13 protein-coding genes and 1 pseudogene are annotated in these 16010 nt (G+C 67.2%); 9 read left to right on the plus strand and 5 right to left on the minus strand.

The genetic code is table 11. From position 1 onward, the window contains the following. A pseudogene (locus C5O79_RS38965) lies at positions 1–353 on the plus strand (highly repetitive protein); the annotation flags it as partial. Positions 354–770: 417 nt separating this feature from the next. Beyond that, the gene (locus C5O79_RS35615) at positions 771–1169 is read left to right on the plus strand and encodes a carboxymuconolactone decarboxylase family protein (protein ID WP_046549358.1); all 399 of its coding nucleotides are present in this window, start codon (positions 771–773) and stop codon (positions 1167–1169) included. Positions 1170–1226: 57 nt separating this feature from the next. On the opposite strand, the gene C5O79_RS35620 is transcribed toward C5O79_RS35615, so the two are convergent. Genes C5O79_RS35620 through C5O79_RS35630 form a run of 3 tightly spaced genes read right to left on the minus strand, consistent with a single transcriptional unit; the run spans position 1227 to position 4715 of the window. Beyond that, a complete protein-coding gene (locus C5O79_RS35620; RefSeq protein WP_131932211.1) occupies positions 1227–2210 on the minus strand; it encodes an alpha/beta hydrolase in 984 nt (327 codons plus the stop codon). Between the two features lie 7 nt (positions 2211–2217). Further along, entirely contained in the window at positions 2218–3792 is a 1575-nt protein-coding gene (locus tag C5O79_RS35625; RefSeq protein WP_124471714.1) for an NAD(P)/FAD-dependent oxidoreductase, read from the minus strand. Continuing rightward, a complete protein-coding gene (locus C5O79_RS35630; RefSeq protein ID WP_131932213.1) occupies positions 3789–4715 on the minus strand; it encodes an SDR family NAD(P)-dependent oxidoreductase in 927 nt (308 codons plus the stop codon). Before C5O79_RS35630 ends, C5O79_RS35625 begins: the two co-directional genes overlap by 4 nt. Positions 4716–4818: 103 nt before the next feature. Between C5O79_RS35630 and C5O79_RS35635 the strand changes: the two genes are divergently transcribed. Further along, complete coding sequence (locus tag C5O79_RS35635) at positions 4819–5460, plus strand: TetR/AcrR family transcriptional regulator (protein ID WP_235442078.1); 642 nt, start codon at positions 4819–4821, stop codon at positions 5458–5460. A gap of 663 nt (positions 5461–6123) precedes the next feature. Here the strand turns inward: C5O79_RS35635 and C5O79_RS35640 are convergent. Next, positions 6124–7074: a LysR family transcriptional regulator gene (locus tag C5O79_RS35640; protein ID WP_046549362.1), complete on the minus strand. Its 951-nt coding sequence runs from the start codon at positions 7072–7074 to the stop codon at positions 6124–6126. Positions 7075–7200: 126 nt separating this feature from the next. Here C5O79_RS35640 and C5O79_RS35645 point away from each other — a divergent pair, with 126 nt between their 5' ends. The 6 genes from C5O79_RS35645 to C5O79_RS35670 all read left to right on the plus strand — a co-directional run bounded on the left by C5O79_RS35645 (position 7201) and on the right by C5O79_RS35670 (position 15096). Beyond that, complete coding sequence (locus C5O79_RS35645) at positions 7201–7845, plus strand: glutathione S-transferase (RefSeq protein ID WP_046549363.1); 645 nt, start codon at positions 7201–7203, stop codon at positions 7843–7845. 36 nt (positions 7846–7881) lie between these two features. Next, positions 7882–10044 carry a pyridoxamine 5'-phosphate oxidase family protein gene (locus tag C5O79_RS35650; protein ID WP_131932215.1) on the plus strand — a complete coding sequence of 721 codons (2163 nt, stop codon included), beginning with the start codon at positions 7882–7884 and terminating at the stop codon, positions 10042–10044. 123 nt (positions 10045–10167) lie between these two features. After that, positions 10168–10371: a DUF2970 domain-containing protein gene (locus C5O79_RS35655; protein ID WP_046549365.1), complete on the plus strand. Its 204-nt coding sequence runs from the start codon at positions 10168–10170 to the stop codon at positions 10369–10371. Positions 10372–10940: 569 nt separating this feature from the next. Then, positions 10941–13172 carry a TonB-dependent siderophore receptor gene (locus C5O79_RS35660; RefSeq protein ID WP_122475041.1) on the plus strand — a complete coding sequence of 744 codons (2232 nt, stop codon included), beginning with the start codon at positions 10941–10943 and terminating at the stop codon, positions 13170–13172. Positions 13173–13231: 59 nt separating this feature from the next. Further along, positions 13232–13864: a nicotinamide riboside transporter PnuC gene (gene pnuC / locus C5O79_RS35665; protein ID WP_047851735.1), complete on the plus strand. Its 633-nt coding sequence runs from the start codon at positions 13232–13234 to the stop codon at positions 13862–13864. A gap of 41 nt (positions 13865–13905) precedes the next feature. Further along, a complete protein-coding gene (locus C5O79_RS35670) occupies positions 13906–15096 on the plus strand; it encodes a phosphotransferase (protein WP_122475043.1) in 1191 nt (396 codons plus the stop codon). 142 nt (positions 15097–15238) lie between these two features. On the opposite strand, the gene C5O79_RS35675 is transcribed toward C5O79_RS35670, so the two are convergent. After that, positions 15239–15691: a hypothetical protein gene (locus C5O79_RS35675; RefSeq protein WP_131932218.1), complete on the minus strand. Its 453-nt coding sequence runs from the start codon at positions 15689–15691 to the stop codon at positions 15239–15241. Between the last annotated feature and the right edge of the window lie 319 nt (positions 15692–16010).

The following is a 16010-nucleotide window of genomic DNA, read 5'->3' on the forward strand; positions in this document are numbered from 1 at the left end:
CGCCCGGCCCCGCCGCGCCGGCCGGCCCCGACGCGCCGGAAGTACCCGACGTGCCGGAGGTGCCCGAGGTGCCGGAAGTACCCGAGGTGCCGGAAGTACCCGAGGTGCCGGAGGTGCCCGAGGTGCCGGAGGTACCCGAGGTGCCGGAGGTACCCGAGGTGCCGGAAGTACCCGAAGTAGTACCCGACGTCCCGGACGAGCCCGACGTACCAGAAGAACCCGACGTCCCGGACGAACCCGACGTACCAGAAGACCCCGACGACCCCGAAGTCCCCGAGCTGCCGCCCGACCCGGACGTGCTCGGCTTGATCGTCGGCGGCGTCGTCGGTCCATCGACCGAGCCGCAACCATAGAGTGCGAGCAGCGACGAGACGGCCATCGTTACCGTCGTCTTCTTGAAGAGTTTGTGCATGTTGGCCTCGACATTGGAAGTGTGTCCAAGCCACCACTGCAAATTCCGCGCCACGGTAGTTTTCCCGAAACGATGTCGCGCTTTGTTGCGGGAATCGGGAATATACGCGCGATTTAAACGGTGTAACGGGGCTTTCGCGCGACGGGCACGCAGGGTGCGCCGACGCGGCGGATGCGATGTTCCCGCGCGCCGCCGTAACGTGCGGCGTGATGTTACGTAGCGTTCGATATTGCGTGACACGGGCGCCTCGAACCGAGGGCCGCATCTTTGACGAAACGCGCCGGTCCGATGAACATGGCGCGACATCCCCGGCTGCCGGCGACGCCGCAACAACCACGACTCCACACAGGACACGGACATGAGCGAACAGGACAGGGAATACGGCAAGGCGCGACGCATCGACGTGATGGGCGAGGCGTTCGTCGAGCGTGCGATGCGTGACCTCGACGGTTTTTCGCGGCCGCTGCAGGACTGGCTGAACGAGCACGCGTGGGGCAGCACGTGGCAGCGGGGCGGGATCGACCTGAAGACGCGCAGTTTGTGCACGTGCGCGATGCTGGCGGCGCTTGGCCGCAGCACGGAACTGAAGGGTCACGTTCGCGGTGCGCTCAACAACGGCGCGAGCCTCGTCGAGATCCGCGAGGTGTTGCTGCACAGCGCGCTGTACGCGGGCGCGCCGGCCGCGGTCGAGGCGTTCCGCAGCGCGCGGGAGGTAATCTCGGATCTCGGGCTGTCGCTGCCCGACGACGAAGCCTGATTCCGCCGCAGTGCCGGCGGCACGGCACGGAATCAGGCCCTGTTACACGGTTTCGGCCTACGCGATGCGTGCCGACGGCGCGGCAACCTCGGCCGGCGCAGCGGCGACTTCGAGCAACCAGTCGGCGGTGGCCTCCGGAATCGTGACCGGCAGCATGTGCCCGCCCTCGACGACCTTCAGCCGCACGCGCGCCGATTTCTTCGCGAGCGCTTCGCCGTGCTCGCGCCAGTTCAGGATCGGATCGGCACGGCCGTACAGCACGTCGACCGGCAGCGCGAGGTCCGGGTAGCGGCGCTCCATCGCGGGCAGGTCGACCGGCGCCGACAGCAGGTCGGTCGCCGTTGCGTAAAACACGTGCGGGCGCATCCCGAGCAGTCCACCCCCCTTGACCGGGAAGTCGCGCGGCACGTCTTCCGGCGCGAACACCTGGCGCACGGCCTTGCGGCCGGTCAGGATCGTCAGCGGAATCGCGAAGGTCCACGACACGAAGCGGCGCACCAGCGGCGACGGCAGCATCAGCGGCTTGAACGGTGCCGGCGGCTCGCTCTGCTCGTGCGACAGCGGCGCGATCAGCGCGAGGCGGCTCACGCGGTCCGTATGATTGAGGCCGACCGCGAGCGCGATCGCGCCGCCGAGCGAGTGGCCCACCAGCACCGGCTTGTCGAGCTGCAGCGCGTCGATGAACGCGGCGACCGTGCGGGCCTGCGCGAACACGTTCGCCTGCGAACCCGCGCCGCGCAGCGAGCGGCCGGCGCCGGGCCGGTCGATGAGGATCACGCGATGCTGCTGCGCGAGCCGCGCGAGCGGCAGGTACGCGAAATTGCGCAGTTGCCCCGCGAGCCCGTGGACGAACACGATCGGCGGGCCGTTGCCGTATTCGACGTAGTGGATGCGGTCGCCGCCGATGTCGACGAAGCGGCCTTCGGGCGGAAACGCGCGCGTCACGCGGCGGGCCACGTAGCCGGTAAACAGCGCGAGCGCGGCGAGCACCGCGACGACGCCGAGCAGCACGTTCTGGATCAGATGGAGCGTATGGGTCATGTCGGCCTCAACGGGTTTCGAGTGCGGGTTCGGCAACCGGCGACGTCGCGGCCGGCCCGGTTTTCGCGCGGCGTTCGAACTGCATCGCCGAATCGGCGAGTCCGCTGAACTTCAGCGATGCGAGATCGAGCACGTAGTTCTGATGGAACTTCCACGGCTTGCTGTGCCCCTGCTTCGGCAGGATGCCGGCCGCGCGCTGGATGTAGCCCGAGCTCAGGTTGACGGCCGGCACGTTGCCGAGGTCGCCGGTGCCGAGCCGCGGCACGCACGTGTCGTAGCCGTTCGCGCGCATGTGGTTGAGCAGCCGGCACACGTAGCGCGCGATCAGCTCGGCCTTCAGCGTCCACGACGCATTCGTGTAGCCGAACGACGACGCGAGGTTCGGCACGTCGCTGTACATCATGCCCTTGTACGACACGGTGTCCGGCAGGTTGACCGCGCGGCCGTCGACGGTAACGCGCGCACCGCCGAGCATCTTCACCTTCAGCCCGGTCGCGGTGACGATCACGTCGGCGTCGAGCTGCTGGCCGCTCTTCAGCTTGAGGCCGGTCGGCGTGAAGCGCTCGATCTCGTCGGTGACGATCGACGCGCGGCCCGAGCGGATCGCCTTGAACAGGTCGCCGTTCGGCACGAGGCACACGCGCTGGTCCCACGGCATGTAGCGCGGCGTCAGGTGCTTCGCGACGTCGAAGCCGGGGCCGACCTGCTTGCTGGCCGCGCGGATGATGAACTGCTTCGTCCGGTCGGGCTTGCGGCGCGACACGTTGTACAGGTACATCGTCAGCAGTACGTTCTTCACGCGCACGAGCCGGTGCGCGAGCCGCGACGGCAGCACGCGGCGCAACGCGTTCGCGATCCTGTCGCGCGCGGGCAGCGACACGATGTAGGTCGGCGAGCGCTGCAGCATCGTCACGTGCTGCGCATCGGCCGCCATCGACGGCACGAGCGTGACGGCCGTCGCGCCGCTGCCGATCACGACCACGCGCCGGTTCGCGTACGACAGGTCCTTCGGCCAGTGCTGCGGATGCACGAGCTTGCCTTCGAACGTGTCCATCCCCGCCCAGTCGGGCAGGTAGCCGGCGTCGTAGTCGTAGTAGCCGCTGCACATGAACAGGAAACGGCAGGTGTAGACGAGCGTATCGGTCGCGCCGCCCTGCGTGCGCTCGATGCGCACCGTCCAGCGCGCGCGGTTCGAGTCCCAGTCGGCCGCGACCACCTTCTGGCCGTAGCGGATCGTCTTGTCGATGCCGTACGCGCGTGCGGTATCGCGGATGTAGTCGAGGATCGTCTGGCCGTCCGAGATCGCCTTGTCGCTGTGCCACGGCCGGAAGCTGTAGCCGAGCGTGAACATGTCGGAATCCGAACGGACGCCCGGATAGCGGAACAGGTCCCAGGTGCCGCCGATCGCGTCGCGCGCCTCGACGATCGCGACGCTCGCATACGGGCAGCGCTGCTTCAGGTGATAGGCCGCGCCGATGCCGGACAGGCCGGCGCCGACGATCAGCACGTCGAGGTCGTAACTGTCGCCACGGGCGTCGGGGGCGGGCGGCGCGTCGCGCCGGTCGGTCGTCGTCGAGGTCATGCGGGGTCCTTGGTCGGCGTGGTCGGGAGCGCGGCCGGGGCACGCGCGCGTTCTCCCACAGGGACTTCCTTCGGTCGGAGGTTGCGGGCCCGGGCGCGGCGTACGTGGCGCAGCATCAGCCACTGGTAGCCGGCGCCGAGCACGCGCGCGATCCGGTCGAGCCGGCGCGCATCGGCGCCCACGAGCACGCGGCGCGCATTGCGCTCGACACCCGCGAGGATCTGCCGCGCGGCGTCGTCGGCCGTCGTCGCGTTGATCAGGCGGTTCGCCTGGCGGCGATGGGTTGCTTCGTCCTGGCCCGTGAGCGCATGGATGCTGGTGTCGACGCGGCCAGCGTCGACGATGCTCGTCGCGACGCCGCCCGGATGCACGCAGGTCGCGCTCACCGGCGCACCGTCGAGTTCGAGCTCCATCCGCAGCGCCTCGGTGAAGCCGCGCACCGCGAACTTGGTCGCGTTGTACGCGCTTTGGGTGGGCATCGCGACGAGGCCGAACAGGCTCGACGTGTTGACGATGTGCCCGTCGCCCGATGCGCGCAGATGCGGCAGGAACGCCTGCGTGCCGTGCACGACGCCCCAGAAGTTGATGCCGACGATCCATTCGAGATCGGCGATGCGTGCGGTCTCGGCGCTCGCGGCCAGGGACACGCCCGCGTTGTTGAAGATCAGGTTGACCTTGCCGTGCTCCGCGCGCACGAAATCGGCCCATGCGAACACCGCATCGCGGTCGGCGACGTCGAGCCGCCGCGTGCTCACGCGCACGCCGTGCTGCGCGCAGGCGGCCGCCGTGCCGGCGAGCCCGACGTCGTTGACGTCGCTCAGTGCGACCTCGCAGCCGCGCCGCGCGAGCTCGACCGCGAGGCTGCGGCCCATGCCCGAACCGGCGCCCGTGATCGCGGCGACCTTGCCGGAAAACCCGTTCATGCGTTGCTCCTCCCGTTCCGCTTGCGCTGCGCCGGCGGCGCGTCTAATGTGGTGTTGTTCGTCACCACTTTAGTTTTCGGGTGTCCTGATGTCAAATAGCGGAATGGAGAAAGCACTCGAAACGGAAAAAAGGGGCCGGTCGTATGGTGGCGTGGCTCCCGAGGTGCGGGCCGCGGAGCGGCGCGACGCGCTGATTCGCGCAGCGACGCGCGTGTTCGGCACGGTCGGGTTCCGCAAGGCGACCGTGCGGTCGATCTGCCAGGAAGCGAAACTGAACGATCGCTATTTTTATGCGGCGTTCGACAGCACCGAGGATTTGCTGCGCTGCACCTACCTGCATCATGCGCAGCAGCTGCACGACGCGGTCGGGCGGGCGGTGGCCGAGCGCGGCGGTGACCTGCGCGAGAGCGTCGACGCGGGGCTCGCCGCGTTCTTTGCGTTTCTGCGCGACCCGTGCGCGGCGCGCGTGCTGCTGCTCGAGGTGATGGGCGTGAGCGCGGACACCGACATGACCTACCAGCGCATGCTGATCGACTTCGGCAAGCTGATCATGGCGATCGGCGCGCCGCGCGAAGCGGCAACGTCTGCGGAGCGCACCGAGCAGCGGCTGATCGGGCTCGCGCTCGTCGGCGCGATGACGAACGTCGGCGCGGCGTGGCTGCTCACCGACTATCGCGATCCGGAGGCGCAGATGGTCGCGAGTTGCAGGAAGGTGCTGTTGGGGACGTTGCGGGAGATCGGGTAACCGGAAGGCATCGCGCTTTCGCAACGCCGGTTGAAAATGAAAATAAAGCGATGGCGGCACAGCGCACCGGGTGCCGTGTCGTCTTCCTGCGTGATTTAATCGTCTGTTACATAAATGGAAGGCCGGCGATTTTTTGTTGTAAAACCAATTTAAATAAAATTCATTGTTTTAAATTATGAATCCATATGGCGATGAATTGATGAAGGCCATGTGAATGAAATTAAAAAGCGACGCAATGCGAATTTCAGTTCGCATTGCGCCGATCGTGGCGCGAACATCATCGCGCCCCAGGCACGTTCGATCACGAACCCGTATAGCTGCCGCGCGTACCCGTGCTGGTCGTCGCAGCAGCGCTCGGTGATCTTGTTGCCGCTGGCCGTCTAGACGCGGATCACCGGCGCGGTTCCCCACGAAATTGCGGCGCTTTGCATTTCAGGCTCCTTGATTGAACAAAGGAAGGAATTGAAGCGTTTCGGTAAACTCAAATCATCGTGTTGCTTGGGAACAAGATTAGTAGAAAAACGGAAAATACAAAAACCGATTTTTTTGAATAATAAAGGGCATATTCGTTTTTAATGCGAAAGCCTGCAGAAAGGATGTTGGAGGTGAGTTAAAGCGACGGGATTGCAGGCGGGCATGCCGGACGGGGCCGGCTATCCGGAATCAGCTGCTCGTGTGTTTCGCTCGCGTCGCACCCACCGGCGCGCCCGCCGTCTCCCCGATCCTCGCCTTCATCGCATCGACGAACGCCCGCACTTTCGGCGAAGGCAGCCGCGTCGACGGATACACCGCGTGAATCCCGGCCGGCGCCGAGCGCCACGCGGGCAGCAGCCGCACGAGCCGGCCGGCTGCGACGTCGTCGGCGGTCGAGAAATCCGTCAGCAGCCCGAAGCCGCCGCCCGCGAGCACGATCGCGCGGCACGCGGTGGCGGTGTTCGACACGACCTGCGCGACACAGCGCACGGAAGCGGTGTTGCCGTTCGCGTCTTCCAGTTTGACCGTATGCGAGTGCGGCAGCGTCGACAGCATCACGAACGGCAACGCGGCGATCGCATCCGGATCTTGCGGCCGTCCGTGGCGCGCGACGAACGCGGGGCTCGCCACCAGCCATTTCTCGTACGTGCCGAGCTGCACCGCCCGATAGTTCGAATCGGCGAGGCGGCCGATGCGGATCGCGACGTCGAGGTTCTCCGCGACGAGATCGACCACGCGGTCGTTCGCGACGAGTTCGACGTCGAGCCCCGGATGCCGGTCGCGCAACGCGACCACGGCAGGCGCGACGACCAGCGCGCCGTAGTCGATCGGCACGCTCACGCGCAGCGTGCCCCGCAGCGGCCCCGCATCGGACGACACCGCGTCGAGCGCGCTTTCGGCGGCGCGCACGATGTCGCGGCACGCGTCGTAGAACGCCCGCCCCGCGTCGGTCACGCTCAGCCGCCGCGTCGTGCGCACCAGCAGGTTCGCGCCGACCTCGGATTCGAGGCGCTGCATGTGCGTGCTGACGACCGTCTTCGCCAGGCCGAGCCGCTCGGCCGCAGCTGTCAGCGAGCCGGCGTCGACCACTGCGACGAAGATCGCCAGCCGGTTCAGGTTCACGTCGCGCAGATCGGCCATCGTTGATTGTCCTATGGGAAAGGATAATGTTTCCGCGATTATCCGTCTTCTGGTGACGAACGGCGAGCGTTACGCTGCAGTCGTTCGTCGCCGATCCCCGGCGGCGCGAGATTCCGGAGTGTTTCCATGTCTGCCGCCCGCAAGCCCGCCTCGCCGATCCGCGTCTATTCGTTCCTGCTGTCCGGGCACGCCCATCGCGTCCGGTTGTTCGTGTCGCTGCTCGGCCTGCCGTCCGAGACCGTCGACGTCGATCTGGCGGCCGGCGCGCAGCGCGAACCGGCGTTCCTCGCGCTCAATCCGCTCGGGCAGGTGCCCGTGATCGACGACGGCGGCACGGTGATCGCCGATTCGAACGCGATCCTCGTGTATCTCGCGAAGCGCTACGGCGACGCGCACTGGCTGCCCGACGATCCGGCCGGCGCGGCGCTCGTGCAGCGCTGGCTGTCGTATGCGGCGGGGCCGATCGCATCGGGGCCGGCTGCCGCGCGGCTCGTGACCGTATTCGGCGCGAAGCTCGACCAGGAGGCCGCCAAGCGCACGGCCGCGAAGGTGCTCGACGTGATCGACCGCGAGCTGGCCGGCAAGCCGTTCGCGGCCGGCGCGCAGCCGACGATCGCCGATATCGCCGCTTACTCGTACATCGCGCATGCGCCGGAGGGCGGCGTGTCGCTCGAACCGTATCCGCACGTGCGTGCGTGGCTCGCGCGCATCGAGGCGCTGCCGGGCTTCGTCGCAATGCCGACGACGCGCGCGGGCCTGCTTGCCGCGTAACGCCCACCGAAGCCGGGCCTGTCCAGGGAGAACGTGATGAACACCCCGACCGCCGTCGTACCAGGCTGGGAACTCGACACTGCGCCGTTTCACGCGGGCGAGCTCGCCGTGCAGCAGCGCGCGGGCGTGACGGAGGCCGCGGGTTCGGCCGGCCGGCGCGGGATCCGGCGCTTCATGCCGGACCAGCACCGGACGTTTTTCGCGCAACTGCCGTTCTTCGTGCTCGGCGGTGTCGATGCGCAGGGCCAGCCGTGGGCGACGCTGCGGGCCGCCGCGCCGGGCTTCGTGACGTCGCCGGATCCGCGCACGCTGCGCATCGCGGCGCGCGCGCTGCCCGGCGATCCGCTGGCCGGCGCGTGGCAGCCGGGCGCGCCGCTCGGCGGCCTCGGGATCGAATTCGATACGCGGCGGCGCAATCGCGTCAACGGCGTCGTGCGCGCGGTGGACGGCGATGCGCTGACGATCGCGGTCGAGCAGAGCTTCGGCAACTGTGCGAAGTACATCCAGGGGCGCAAGCCGACGTTCGTCGCACGGGAAGCCGATGCGTTTGCCGAGCCGGACGTGTCGGATGCGTTGAACGACGCCGATCGCGCGCTGCTGGCGCAGGCCGATACGTTCTTCGTCGCGAGCGCGAACACGTCGGCGGATGCGGGCGCCGCGCGCGGCGCGGACGTATCGCATCGAGGCGGGATGCCGGGCTTCGTGCGTGTCGACGATGCACGCACGCTGACGACGCCGGATTTCAGCGGCAACCGCTTCTTCAACACGCTCGGGAACCTGCAGCAAGATCCGCGCGCGGGGCTGCTGTTCGTCGATTTCGACAACGGCGACCTGCTGTATGTGGCCGCGCGCGCCGAGATCGTGTGGGACGGGCCGCTCGTCGCGTCGTTCGACGGCGCGCAGCGGGTCGTGCGGTTCCATGTGCGGGAGGTGCGGCACATGCGCGCGGTGCTGCCGTTCCGGTGGTCGGCGGTCGAGCGTGCGCCGCAGTTCGCGGCGATGGCGGCGGGTGTGGGCGCAAACGCAACCGCAGGGGCAGGCGTGGTGGTACCGTCCGCATCCGCATCCGCATCCGCATCCGCATCCGCATCCGCATCCGCATCCGCATCGGCATCCGCATCCGCATCCGCACGCGAATCCGCATCGGCATTGCGCACCGCATCGACGTCGGCACCCGCATGGCGCTCACTGCGCGTTGTGAAGATCGTCGACGAAGCGCGCGCGATCCGCTCGTTCCATTTCGAACCGGCGGAAGGCGGCGCACTGCCTGCCTACGAAGCCGGGCAGCACCTGACGCTGCGCATCCCGCTGCCGGGCAGCGATGCGCCGGCGATCCGCAGCTACACGCTCTCCGATGCGCCGGGCGGCGCGCTCTATCGAATCGCCGTGAAGCGCGAAGGGCGCGTCTCGGCGTGGCTGCACGATCACGCGCACGCGGGCATGACGCTCGACGCGCAGATGCCGCGCGGCCGCTTCTCTTTCGATCTCGCGAGCCCGCGCCCGGCCGTGCTCGTGTCGGCCGGTATCGGCATCACGCCGATGATCGCGATGCTGCGCCGTGCGCTGGCCGACGCGCCACCTTCGCGCCGCGTGGTGTTCGTACACGGTGCGCGTGAAGCAGCCGATCGACCGTTCGCCGAGGAACTGGCACGCGTCGCAGCCGCCGACGCGCGCTTGTCGCTTCACTGGTTCGACAGTCATCCTCACGAAGGCTCGGCAGCGCATGCCGGCCGCATCGACGTCGCGCAGCTGAAGCGAATCCTTTCGTTCGACGATTACGATTTCTACCTCTGCGGGCCGTCGGCGTTCATGCGCGACTTGTACGACGGATTGCGCGCGCTGAACGTGCCGGACGAACGCATCCGTTTCGAGGCGTTCGGGCCGTCGAGCGTGGCACGCAGCGCGACCCGCACGTCTGCCACGCCGGCGGCGGCGAGCGTGCCGGTCGTCTTCCGGCGCACTGGCCGCGAAGCCGCGTGGACGCCCGCCGACGGTTCTTTGCTCGAATTCGCGGAAGGGCAGCGTGTGGACGTGCCGTCCGAATGCCGTTCCGGGTCGTGCGGCACGTGCGCGACGCGCGTGCTGTCCGGCGCGGTCGACTACGAGCAGGCGCCCGATGCACAGGTCGAACCCGGTTGCGCGCTGCTGTGCGTCGCGCGGCCCGCGAAAGGGACGGAACTGCTCGTTCTCGACCGCTGACTCACGCATGCGACATGCCGCCGCAGACGGCCTGCTGCGCGAAAAGCGCGCGCAACTGCTTCTTTTTTCGGATGCCGGTCGGATCGACGATAGCGTCAACCGATAGATGAAAGGAGCGCAATCATGAAACTGCTCGGCATGATCAAACTGGTCCTGTGGAGTTTCTTCGGCGTACGCAACAGCAAGGCGCACGCGGCCGATCTCGCCAACGTCAACTTCACGCTGCTGCCGTTCGTGGCGATCATCCTCGCGGTGCTCGTCGGCGCGGTCATCTACGGCGTCGTGCACCTGGTCGTCGATCCGACCGTGACGATGCAGGGGTTCTGAGCAGACGGCCGATGAATCGCGAGCGGGCGAACGTTCCCGCTCCGGTTGCCGGCCGTATGACCGGCGCGAAACGGCGCCGCTCATTGAAGCGGGCGCGCACGACGCAAGTCACGCGCTGATCGACACCGTCGTCGTGCCGCGCGAATCGCGCTCCCCCCATTCACGCCTTCTCCGCCTCCCGTTTCGCCCGATTCCCGGGCGGTCAGCCCCGCCCGGGGTAAAATGCGCGCCGCGCCGCGATGTCGCGCGCGACGGGCACGCCGCCGTTCCAGCGAACGGTGCGCGCCAATGCGTCGCGCCCGCACCGAGGCGTTCGAAGCGTCCCCCCGCACGACAAGACTGTGCGATGCAGCCGGCCGCCCGACACGCCCCCGACGAACCCGTCGACGGCCGCGTCGGTGCCTGGTGCGTCACCTGAATCCGATGTCCCATCCTGCGCCTTCCCGACCGAGCGGCCCGCTTGCGTGCCGCATCGTCCGGTTCGTCTGATGAATGTCGCGCGCGGGCACGCTTCGCAGCTTCGTAACGGGTTTCGACAGGGTCGAGTGGCGAGTTTTCCATCCAGAACAATGACGGTGAATAGAACAACAGCGTCGCCCGCACGGCGGCGGCGCGCGAAGGTCGGGCTTGGCGTCGGTCTCGGCATCACGCTTTTCGCGGCCCAGGCCGCCGCGGCGCAGGGCGACACGCCGGCGCTGGACACGGAGGCGGCCGGCAGCGCGACGCTGCCGACGATCACGGTGAGCGGCGAGCGCGGCAATGCGCTGCGCGTGCGCAATGCGTCGGTCGCGGGGCTCGACGACACGCCGCTGCGCGACACGCCGGCGTCGGTGAGCGTCGTCACGCGCGCGCAGCTCGACGACCAGCAGGCGAAGCGGTTGAGCGACGTCGTGCGCAATGACGCGTCGGTCGTCAACGACTATGCGCCGGTCGGTTATTTCGAGGGCTTTGCGATCCGCGGCTTCCCGGTCGATCTCGCGAGCGCGATCCGGATCGACGGGCTCACGGTGTCCGGCGAGCAGAACGTGCCGCTCGAGAACAAGGAGCGCGTCGAGATCCTGAAGGGGCTTGCCGGCATCGACAGCGGCGTCGTCGCGCCGGGCGGCGTGATCAACTTCGTGACGAAGCGCTCGGCGAACGTCGCGAGCGTGACGGGTGGCGTCGACAGCCGCGGCTCGACGTCGGCGGCCGTCGATCTCGGCCGCCGCTTCGGCCCCGACAATCAGTTCGGCTTCCGGATCAATGCCGCGAAGGAGAACATGCACTCGTATATCGACGGCACGAACGGACGGCGCACGTTCGGCTCGATCGCCGCCGACTGGGACATCAGCCCGCGTGCGAGCCTGCAGTTCAACGCCGAATTCCAGCAGTGGATCCAGCGTTCCGCCCCCGGCTATCAGCTGCTCGGCGGCACCGTCGTGCCGTCGGTCAAGACGACGTCGAAGGCGCTCGGCACGCAGCCGTGGGCGAAGCCGGTGACGACCGACGCGCTGAACCTGAATGCGCGCTTCGACTACCAGTTCAACGACGACTGGAAGGCCTACATCGCCGCCGGCCGCAGCCGCACGATGATCGACGACAACAGCGCGTTCGCGTACGGCTGCTCGTACGCGGCGAGCTGCGCGGCCGGTGCGACGTCGCCGTTCTTCTTCGGTGCGAACGGCGACTACGACGTGTACGACTTCCGCAGCCCCGGCGAATATCGGCGCAACGACGACCTGCGCGCGGTCACGACCGGCAAGTTCGCGACAGGGCCGCTGCGGCACGAGCTGACGCTCGGCGTGAGCGTGCAGCGCCGCGTCGTGAGCATGGCCGACGCCGTGTACGACTACGTGGGCAGCGAGAACATCTACGGGCCCGACACGACGTTCTCGCCGTCGCCGAATTCGCCCGGCCCGTCGTATCCGCGCCTCGATGCGTGGCAGTACGGTGTGTTCGGGCTCGACCGCATCAGCATCGGCGAGCACTGGCAGGTGCTCGCGGGCGGCAAGGAAGTGCTGCTGCGCCAGCGCAGCTGGAGCAGCCTCGACGGCGACGCGACGCACACCGACCGCTCGGTGTTCCTGCCGCAGGTGGCGCTCGTCTACAAGCCGGTGAACGTGCTGTCGCTGTACGCGTCGTACAGCAAGGCGCTGTCGCTCGGCGACCAGGCGCCCGTGCGCGCGACCAACGCGTATGCGTTCCTGCCGCCCGTCGAATCGCACCAGTTCGAGGTCGGCGCAAAATACGACTGGCTCGACCGGCTGAGCCTCACGGCCGCCGTGTTCTCGATCAGCAAGCCGTTCCAGTTCGCCGACCCGGACGCATCGGGCACGACTTACACGTTCGTGCAGCGCGGCACGCAGCGGCACCAGGGAATCGAGCTCGGCGCGGCCGGGCGCGTGACCGAGCGCCTGGGGCTGACGGCCAGCGTCGCGGCGATTCGTGCGCGTGCGTACGATTCAGGTTCGCCGGCGTACGAAGGGCACCAGATCATCAACGTGCCTGCGCTGCGCGCGACGGTGTATGCGGATTACGCGGTGCCGGGCGTCGCGGGGCTGAACGTGCTGGGCGGCGTCGAGTACAGCGCGGCCCGCAATGCGAACGAGGAGGGCACCGCGCGCGTGCCGTCGTGGTTCGTGTTCAATCTCGGCGCGCGCTATACGACGAAGATCGGCGGCCATCGCACGGTGCTGCGCGTGTCGGTGGACAACCTGTTCAACAAGTTCTATTGGCGCGACGCGGGCGAGCAGCAGGGCGATGCGTACCTGTTCCCCGGTGCGCCGCGCACTGCGCGCGTGTCGTTGACCTATGATTTCTGACCGTCGGGAACCGGCCGCGTGATGTGCGGCCCCGGCGGCTAACCTGGAGAGCACAGACGATGTCCCCACTCGAAATCGCCGGCGTGATCGTCAGCGCGCTCGCGATCTGGCTGACCGCGAAACGGCGCATGCTGTGCTGGCCGGTCGGGCTCGTGTCGGTTGCGCTGTACGGCTGGATCTTCTTCGACGCGAAGCTGTATTCGGACATGCTGCTGCAGGGCGCGTTCGCGGTACTGCAGGTGTACGGCTGGCAACGCTGGCTCGCGCAGCGTGCGAGCGAGGCTAATGGCAGCGCGGCACCGGCGGGGGACGTCGCACCCGTCACGGGCGTGCGGCCGATGCAGATGCTGCCCGACCTGATCGCGGCCGTCGCCGGCAGCGCGCTGCTCGGCGGCATGATGGCGCGCTGGACCGATGCGGCGCTGCCGTTCGTCGATGCGTCGCTGACCGCGTTCAGCCTCGTCGCGCAATACTGGACCGCGCGGCGCTACATCGCGTCGTGGGGGCTGTGGATCGTCGTGAACGTCGTGTACGTCGGGATGTTCGTGTTCAAGGAACTGTATCTGACGGCCGGACTCTATGCGCTGTTCATCGGGCTGGCCGTCGTCGGCTGGCGCGACTGGAGTCGCACGGCCGCGGCGCTGCGCGCGGCGGCCGGCGGTGCGCTGGCAACAGGCGGCGGCGCGCGCTGATTCCGCGCCGATTCGGATTCAACCACGGAGCAACGTCGTTCATGTCATTCCCACTCGAGCCGGACGGATCCCTGTCGCGTGACGTCGCGCCGCCGCAATTCGGTGTCGACGGCGAACAGGCCGAGCGCGACTGGCCGCTGATGACACACGACGAGGTGGCGGCGGTGCTCGCGCGGATCGACGGCGCCGGCGCGCCGGCGCGGCTCACATGGCACAGCCCGCGGCAGTTCGCGGCGGCCGTCCTGGTCCAGATGACGGACGGGCGCGGGCTGTTCGTCAAGCGTCATCACGTGAGCCTGCGAGATGTGGAAGGGCTCGAGGAAGAGCATCGCTTCATCGCGCATCTTCGCGAACGCGGGATGCCCGTGGTGGATATTCTTGCCGACCGCGACGGCGCGACCGCATTCGCGTCCGGCGACTGGACCTACGAGGTGCACGTGCGCGCGCCCGGCGTCGACCCGTATCGCGGCGTGATGTCGTGGCAGCCGTTCACGCATGCTTCGCACGCATACGCGGCCGGCCGCGCGCTGGCGGAGCTGCATCGCGCGTCGGCCGGCTACGATGCGCCGGCGCGGCCCGTGCGGACCCTGCTGTCGAGCTTTCGCGTGCTGTCGTCCGCCGATCTTGCGGGCGCGCTCGAACATTGGGTCGACGCGCAGCCGCTGCTCGTGTGCGCGCTTGGTGCGCGCGACTGGCGCGGCGACGTGGCCGACGCGATCGGCCCGTATCACGCACGCCTCGTGCCGTTGCTGCCCGCGCTTACGCCGTTGTGGACACACGGCGACTGGCATGCGTCGAACCTGTTGTGGACCGAGGCAGGACCTGGCGCGCAGGTGCGGACGGTACTCGATTTCGGGCTGTCGGATCGCACCTGTGCGGTGATGGATCTCGCACTCGCGATCGAGCGCAATACGGTCGACTGGATGGCGCCGGCCGATGCGCGGCGCGTCGAGTACGCGCAGATCGACGCGCTGCTCGACGGCTACGAATCGCTCGAACCGCTGAGCGACGAAGCCTACGCGGCGCTGGTCGCGCTGCTGCCGATCGTGCATACGGAGTTCGCGCTGTCGGAAGTCGCTTATTTCGGCTGCGTCATCGATGCGCCGGCGATCGTCGACATCGCGTACGACGGCTACCTGATCGGTCACGCTCGCTGGTTCGGCGAGCGCGACGGGCGGCAATTGCTCGACTGGCTCGTGCAGCGGCGGCGAGCGAAGCAAGGGGCTGTCTGATTCTCGAGAACCCCCTGATAGCTTCGATTTCGCTCGAATCATTATCGATTTGAAAATCGAAATCTTGCCGGATAGATTCGATGGGTCCCCGCACGAAAGCGCTGGATATGTGGGGTTAAACGCAAGCGCGGCGGCGTTCGTGTCAGTGGCCCGTACAGCAGTTGTCGAGGCAGCCGGGGCTCACTTGAACGGTGACCTCACGGGTTTCCGACGTTGACACGGTTGTGCTGTTGACTGGATAAATTTGCGTTTTTATCTGAAGTGGCGCGTTGATCAAGCCATCGTCTATGACCAACTTCGCCGTCGCGGCAGCACGTTTCGTTGCGAGTCGATCGGGGGTGGTTTCACTTCTTGACGCGCTGCCAATGATGTCTATCCAGTTTTGTATTGGATATTTTGTGTTCATTGCCAAGACCCATCGTGCAATTCGCATTCGTTCGGATTCGGAGAATTCGTGACTGTTGGGTGGGAATGCAACGAAAAATTGCTGTGACGGCAGATTTTGTGATTCCTGGCATTTTGCTGCAGCATCTGTGAAGAAAAAGAACGACGTTGCGATGAGGGCGATTAGTGCCGTGAAAATTATTCTGAGCATGGTTGCGTTCGTGTTCCCGGAATCTTGAAAAATCATATTTTCGAGTGACTATGTCTATAGAACTCGTTCGAAATTTTCGAATGCAGAATATTTCTATGATTTTGACGTGACCGAATCGAGTGATCGGGAACGATGCGACGAATCCGATTAACTTTGACCGCATAGTCCGATCGGACGCGAGAGCTTGGACGTCGCGTACAGTTGGCTATCAGGGCAGATATGCCCATCGATTCGGCGAGTACGTCACGCTCAACATGACGGAAATATCATCTTCGCCTCATGTTCGCACTGCGGCCGGACCGTAGCATCGGTCGCGAAC

This window comes from Burkholderia sp. SRS-25 (assembly GCF_004343765.1).
Classification (GTDB): Bacteria; Pseudomonadota; Gammaproteobacteria; order Burkholderiales; family Burkholderiaceae; genus Burkholderia; species Burkholderia contaminans.

Coding starts and splice junctions, on each gene's coding strand:
- C5O79_RS35615 (WP_046549358.1), top strand. CDS start 771: ATGAGCGAACAGGACAGGGAATACGGCAAGGCGCGACGCATCGACGTG.
- C5O79_RS35620 (WP_131932211.1), bottom strand. CDS start 2,210: ATGACCCATACGCTCCATCTGATCCAGAACGTGCTGCTCGGCGTCGTC.
- C5O79_RS35625 (WP_124471714.1), bottom strand. CDS start 3,792: ATGACCTCGACGACGACCGACCGGCGCGACGCGCCGCCCGCCCCCGAC.
- C5O79_RS35630 (WP_131932213.1), bottom strand. CDS start 4,715: ATGAACGGGTTTTCCGGCAAGGTCGCCGCGATCACGGGCGCCGGTTCG.
- C5O79_RS35635 (WP_235442078.1), top strand. CDS start 4,819: ATGGAGAAAGCACTCGAAACGGAAAAAAGGGGCCGGTCGTATGGTGGC.
- C5O79_RS35640 (WP_046549362.1), bottom strand. CDS start 7,074: ATGGCCGATCTGCGCGACGTGAACCTGAACCGGCTGGCGATCTTCGTC.
- C5O79_RS35645 (WP_046549363.1), top strand. CDS start 7,201: ATGTCTGCCGCCCGCAAGCCCGCCTCGCCGATCCGCGTCTATTCGTTC.
- C5O79_RS35650 (WP_131932215.1), top strand. CDS start 7,882: ATGAACACCCCGACCGCCGTCGTACCAGGCTGGGAACTCGACACTGCG.
- C5O79_RS35655 (WP_046549365.1), top strand. CDS start 10,168: ATGAAACTGCTCGGCATGATCAAACTGGTCCTGTGGAGTTTCTTCGGC.
- C5O79_RS35660 (WP_122475041.1), top strand. CDS start 10,941: ATGACGGTGAATAGAACAACAGCGTCGCCCGCACGGCGGCGGCGCGCG.
- pnuC (WP_047851735.1), top strand. CDS start 13,232: ATGTCCCCACTCGAAATCGCCGGCGTGATCGTCAGCGCGCTCGCGATC.
- C5O79_RS35670 (WP_122475043.1), top strand. CDS start 13,906: ATGTCATTCCCACTCGAGCCGGACGGATCCCTGTCGCGTGACGTCGCG.
- C5O79_RS35675 (WP_131932218.1), bottom strand. CDS start 15,691: ATGCTCAGAATAATTTTCACGGCACTAATCGCCCTCATCGCAACGTCG.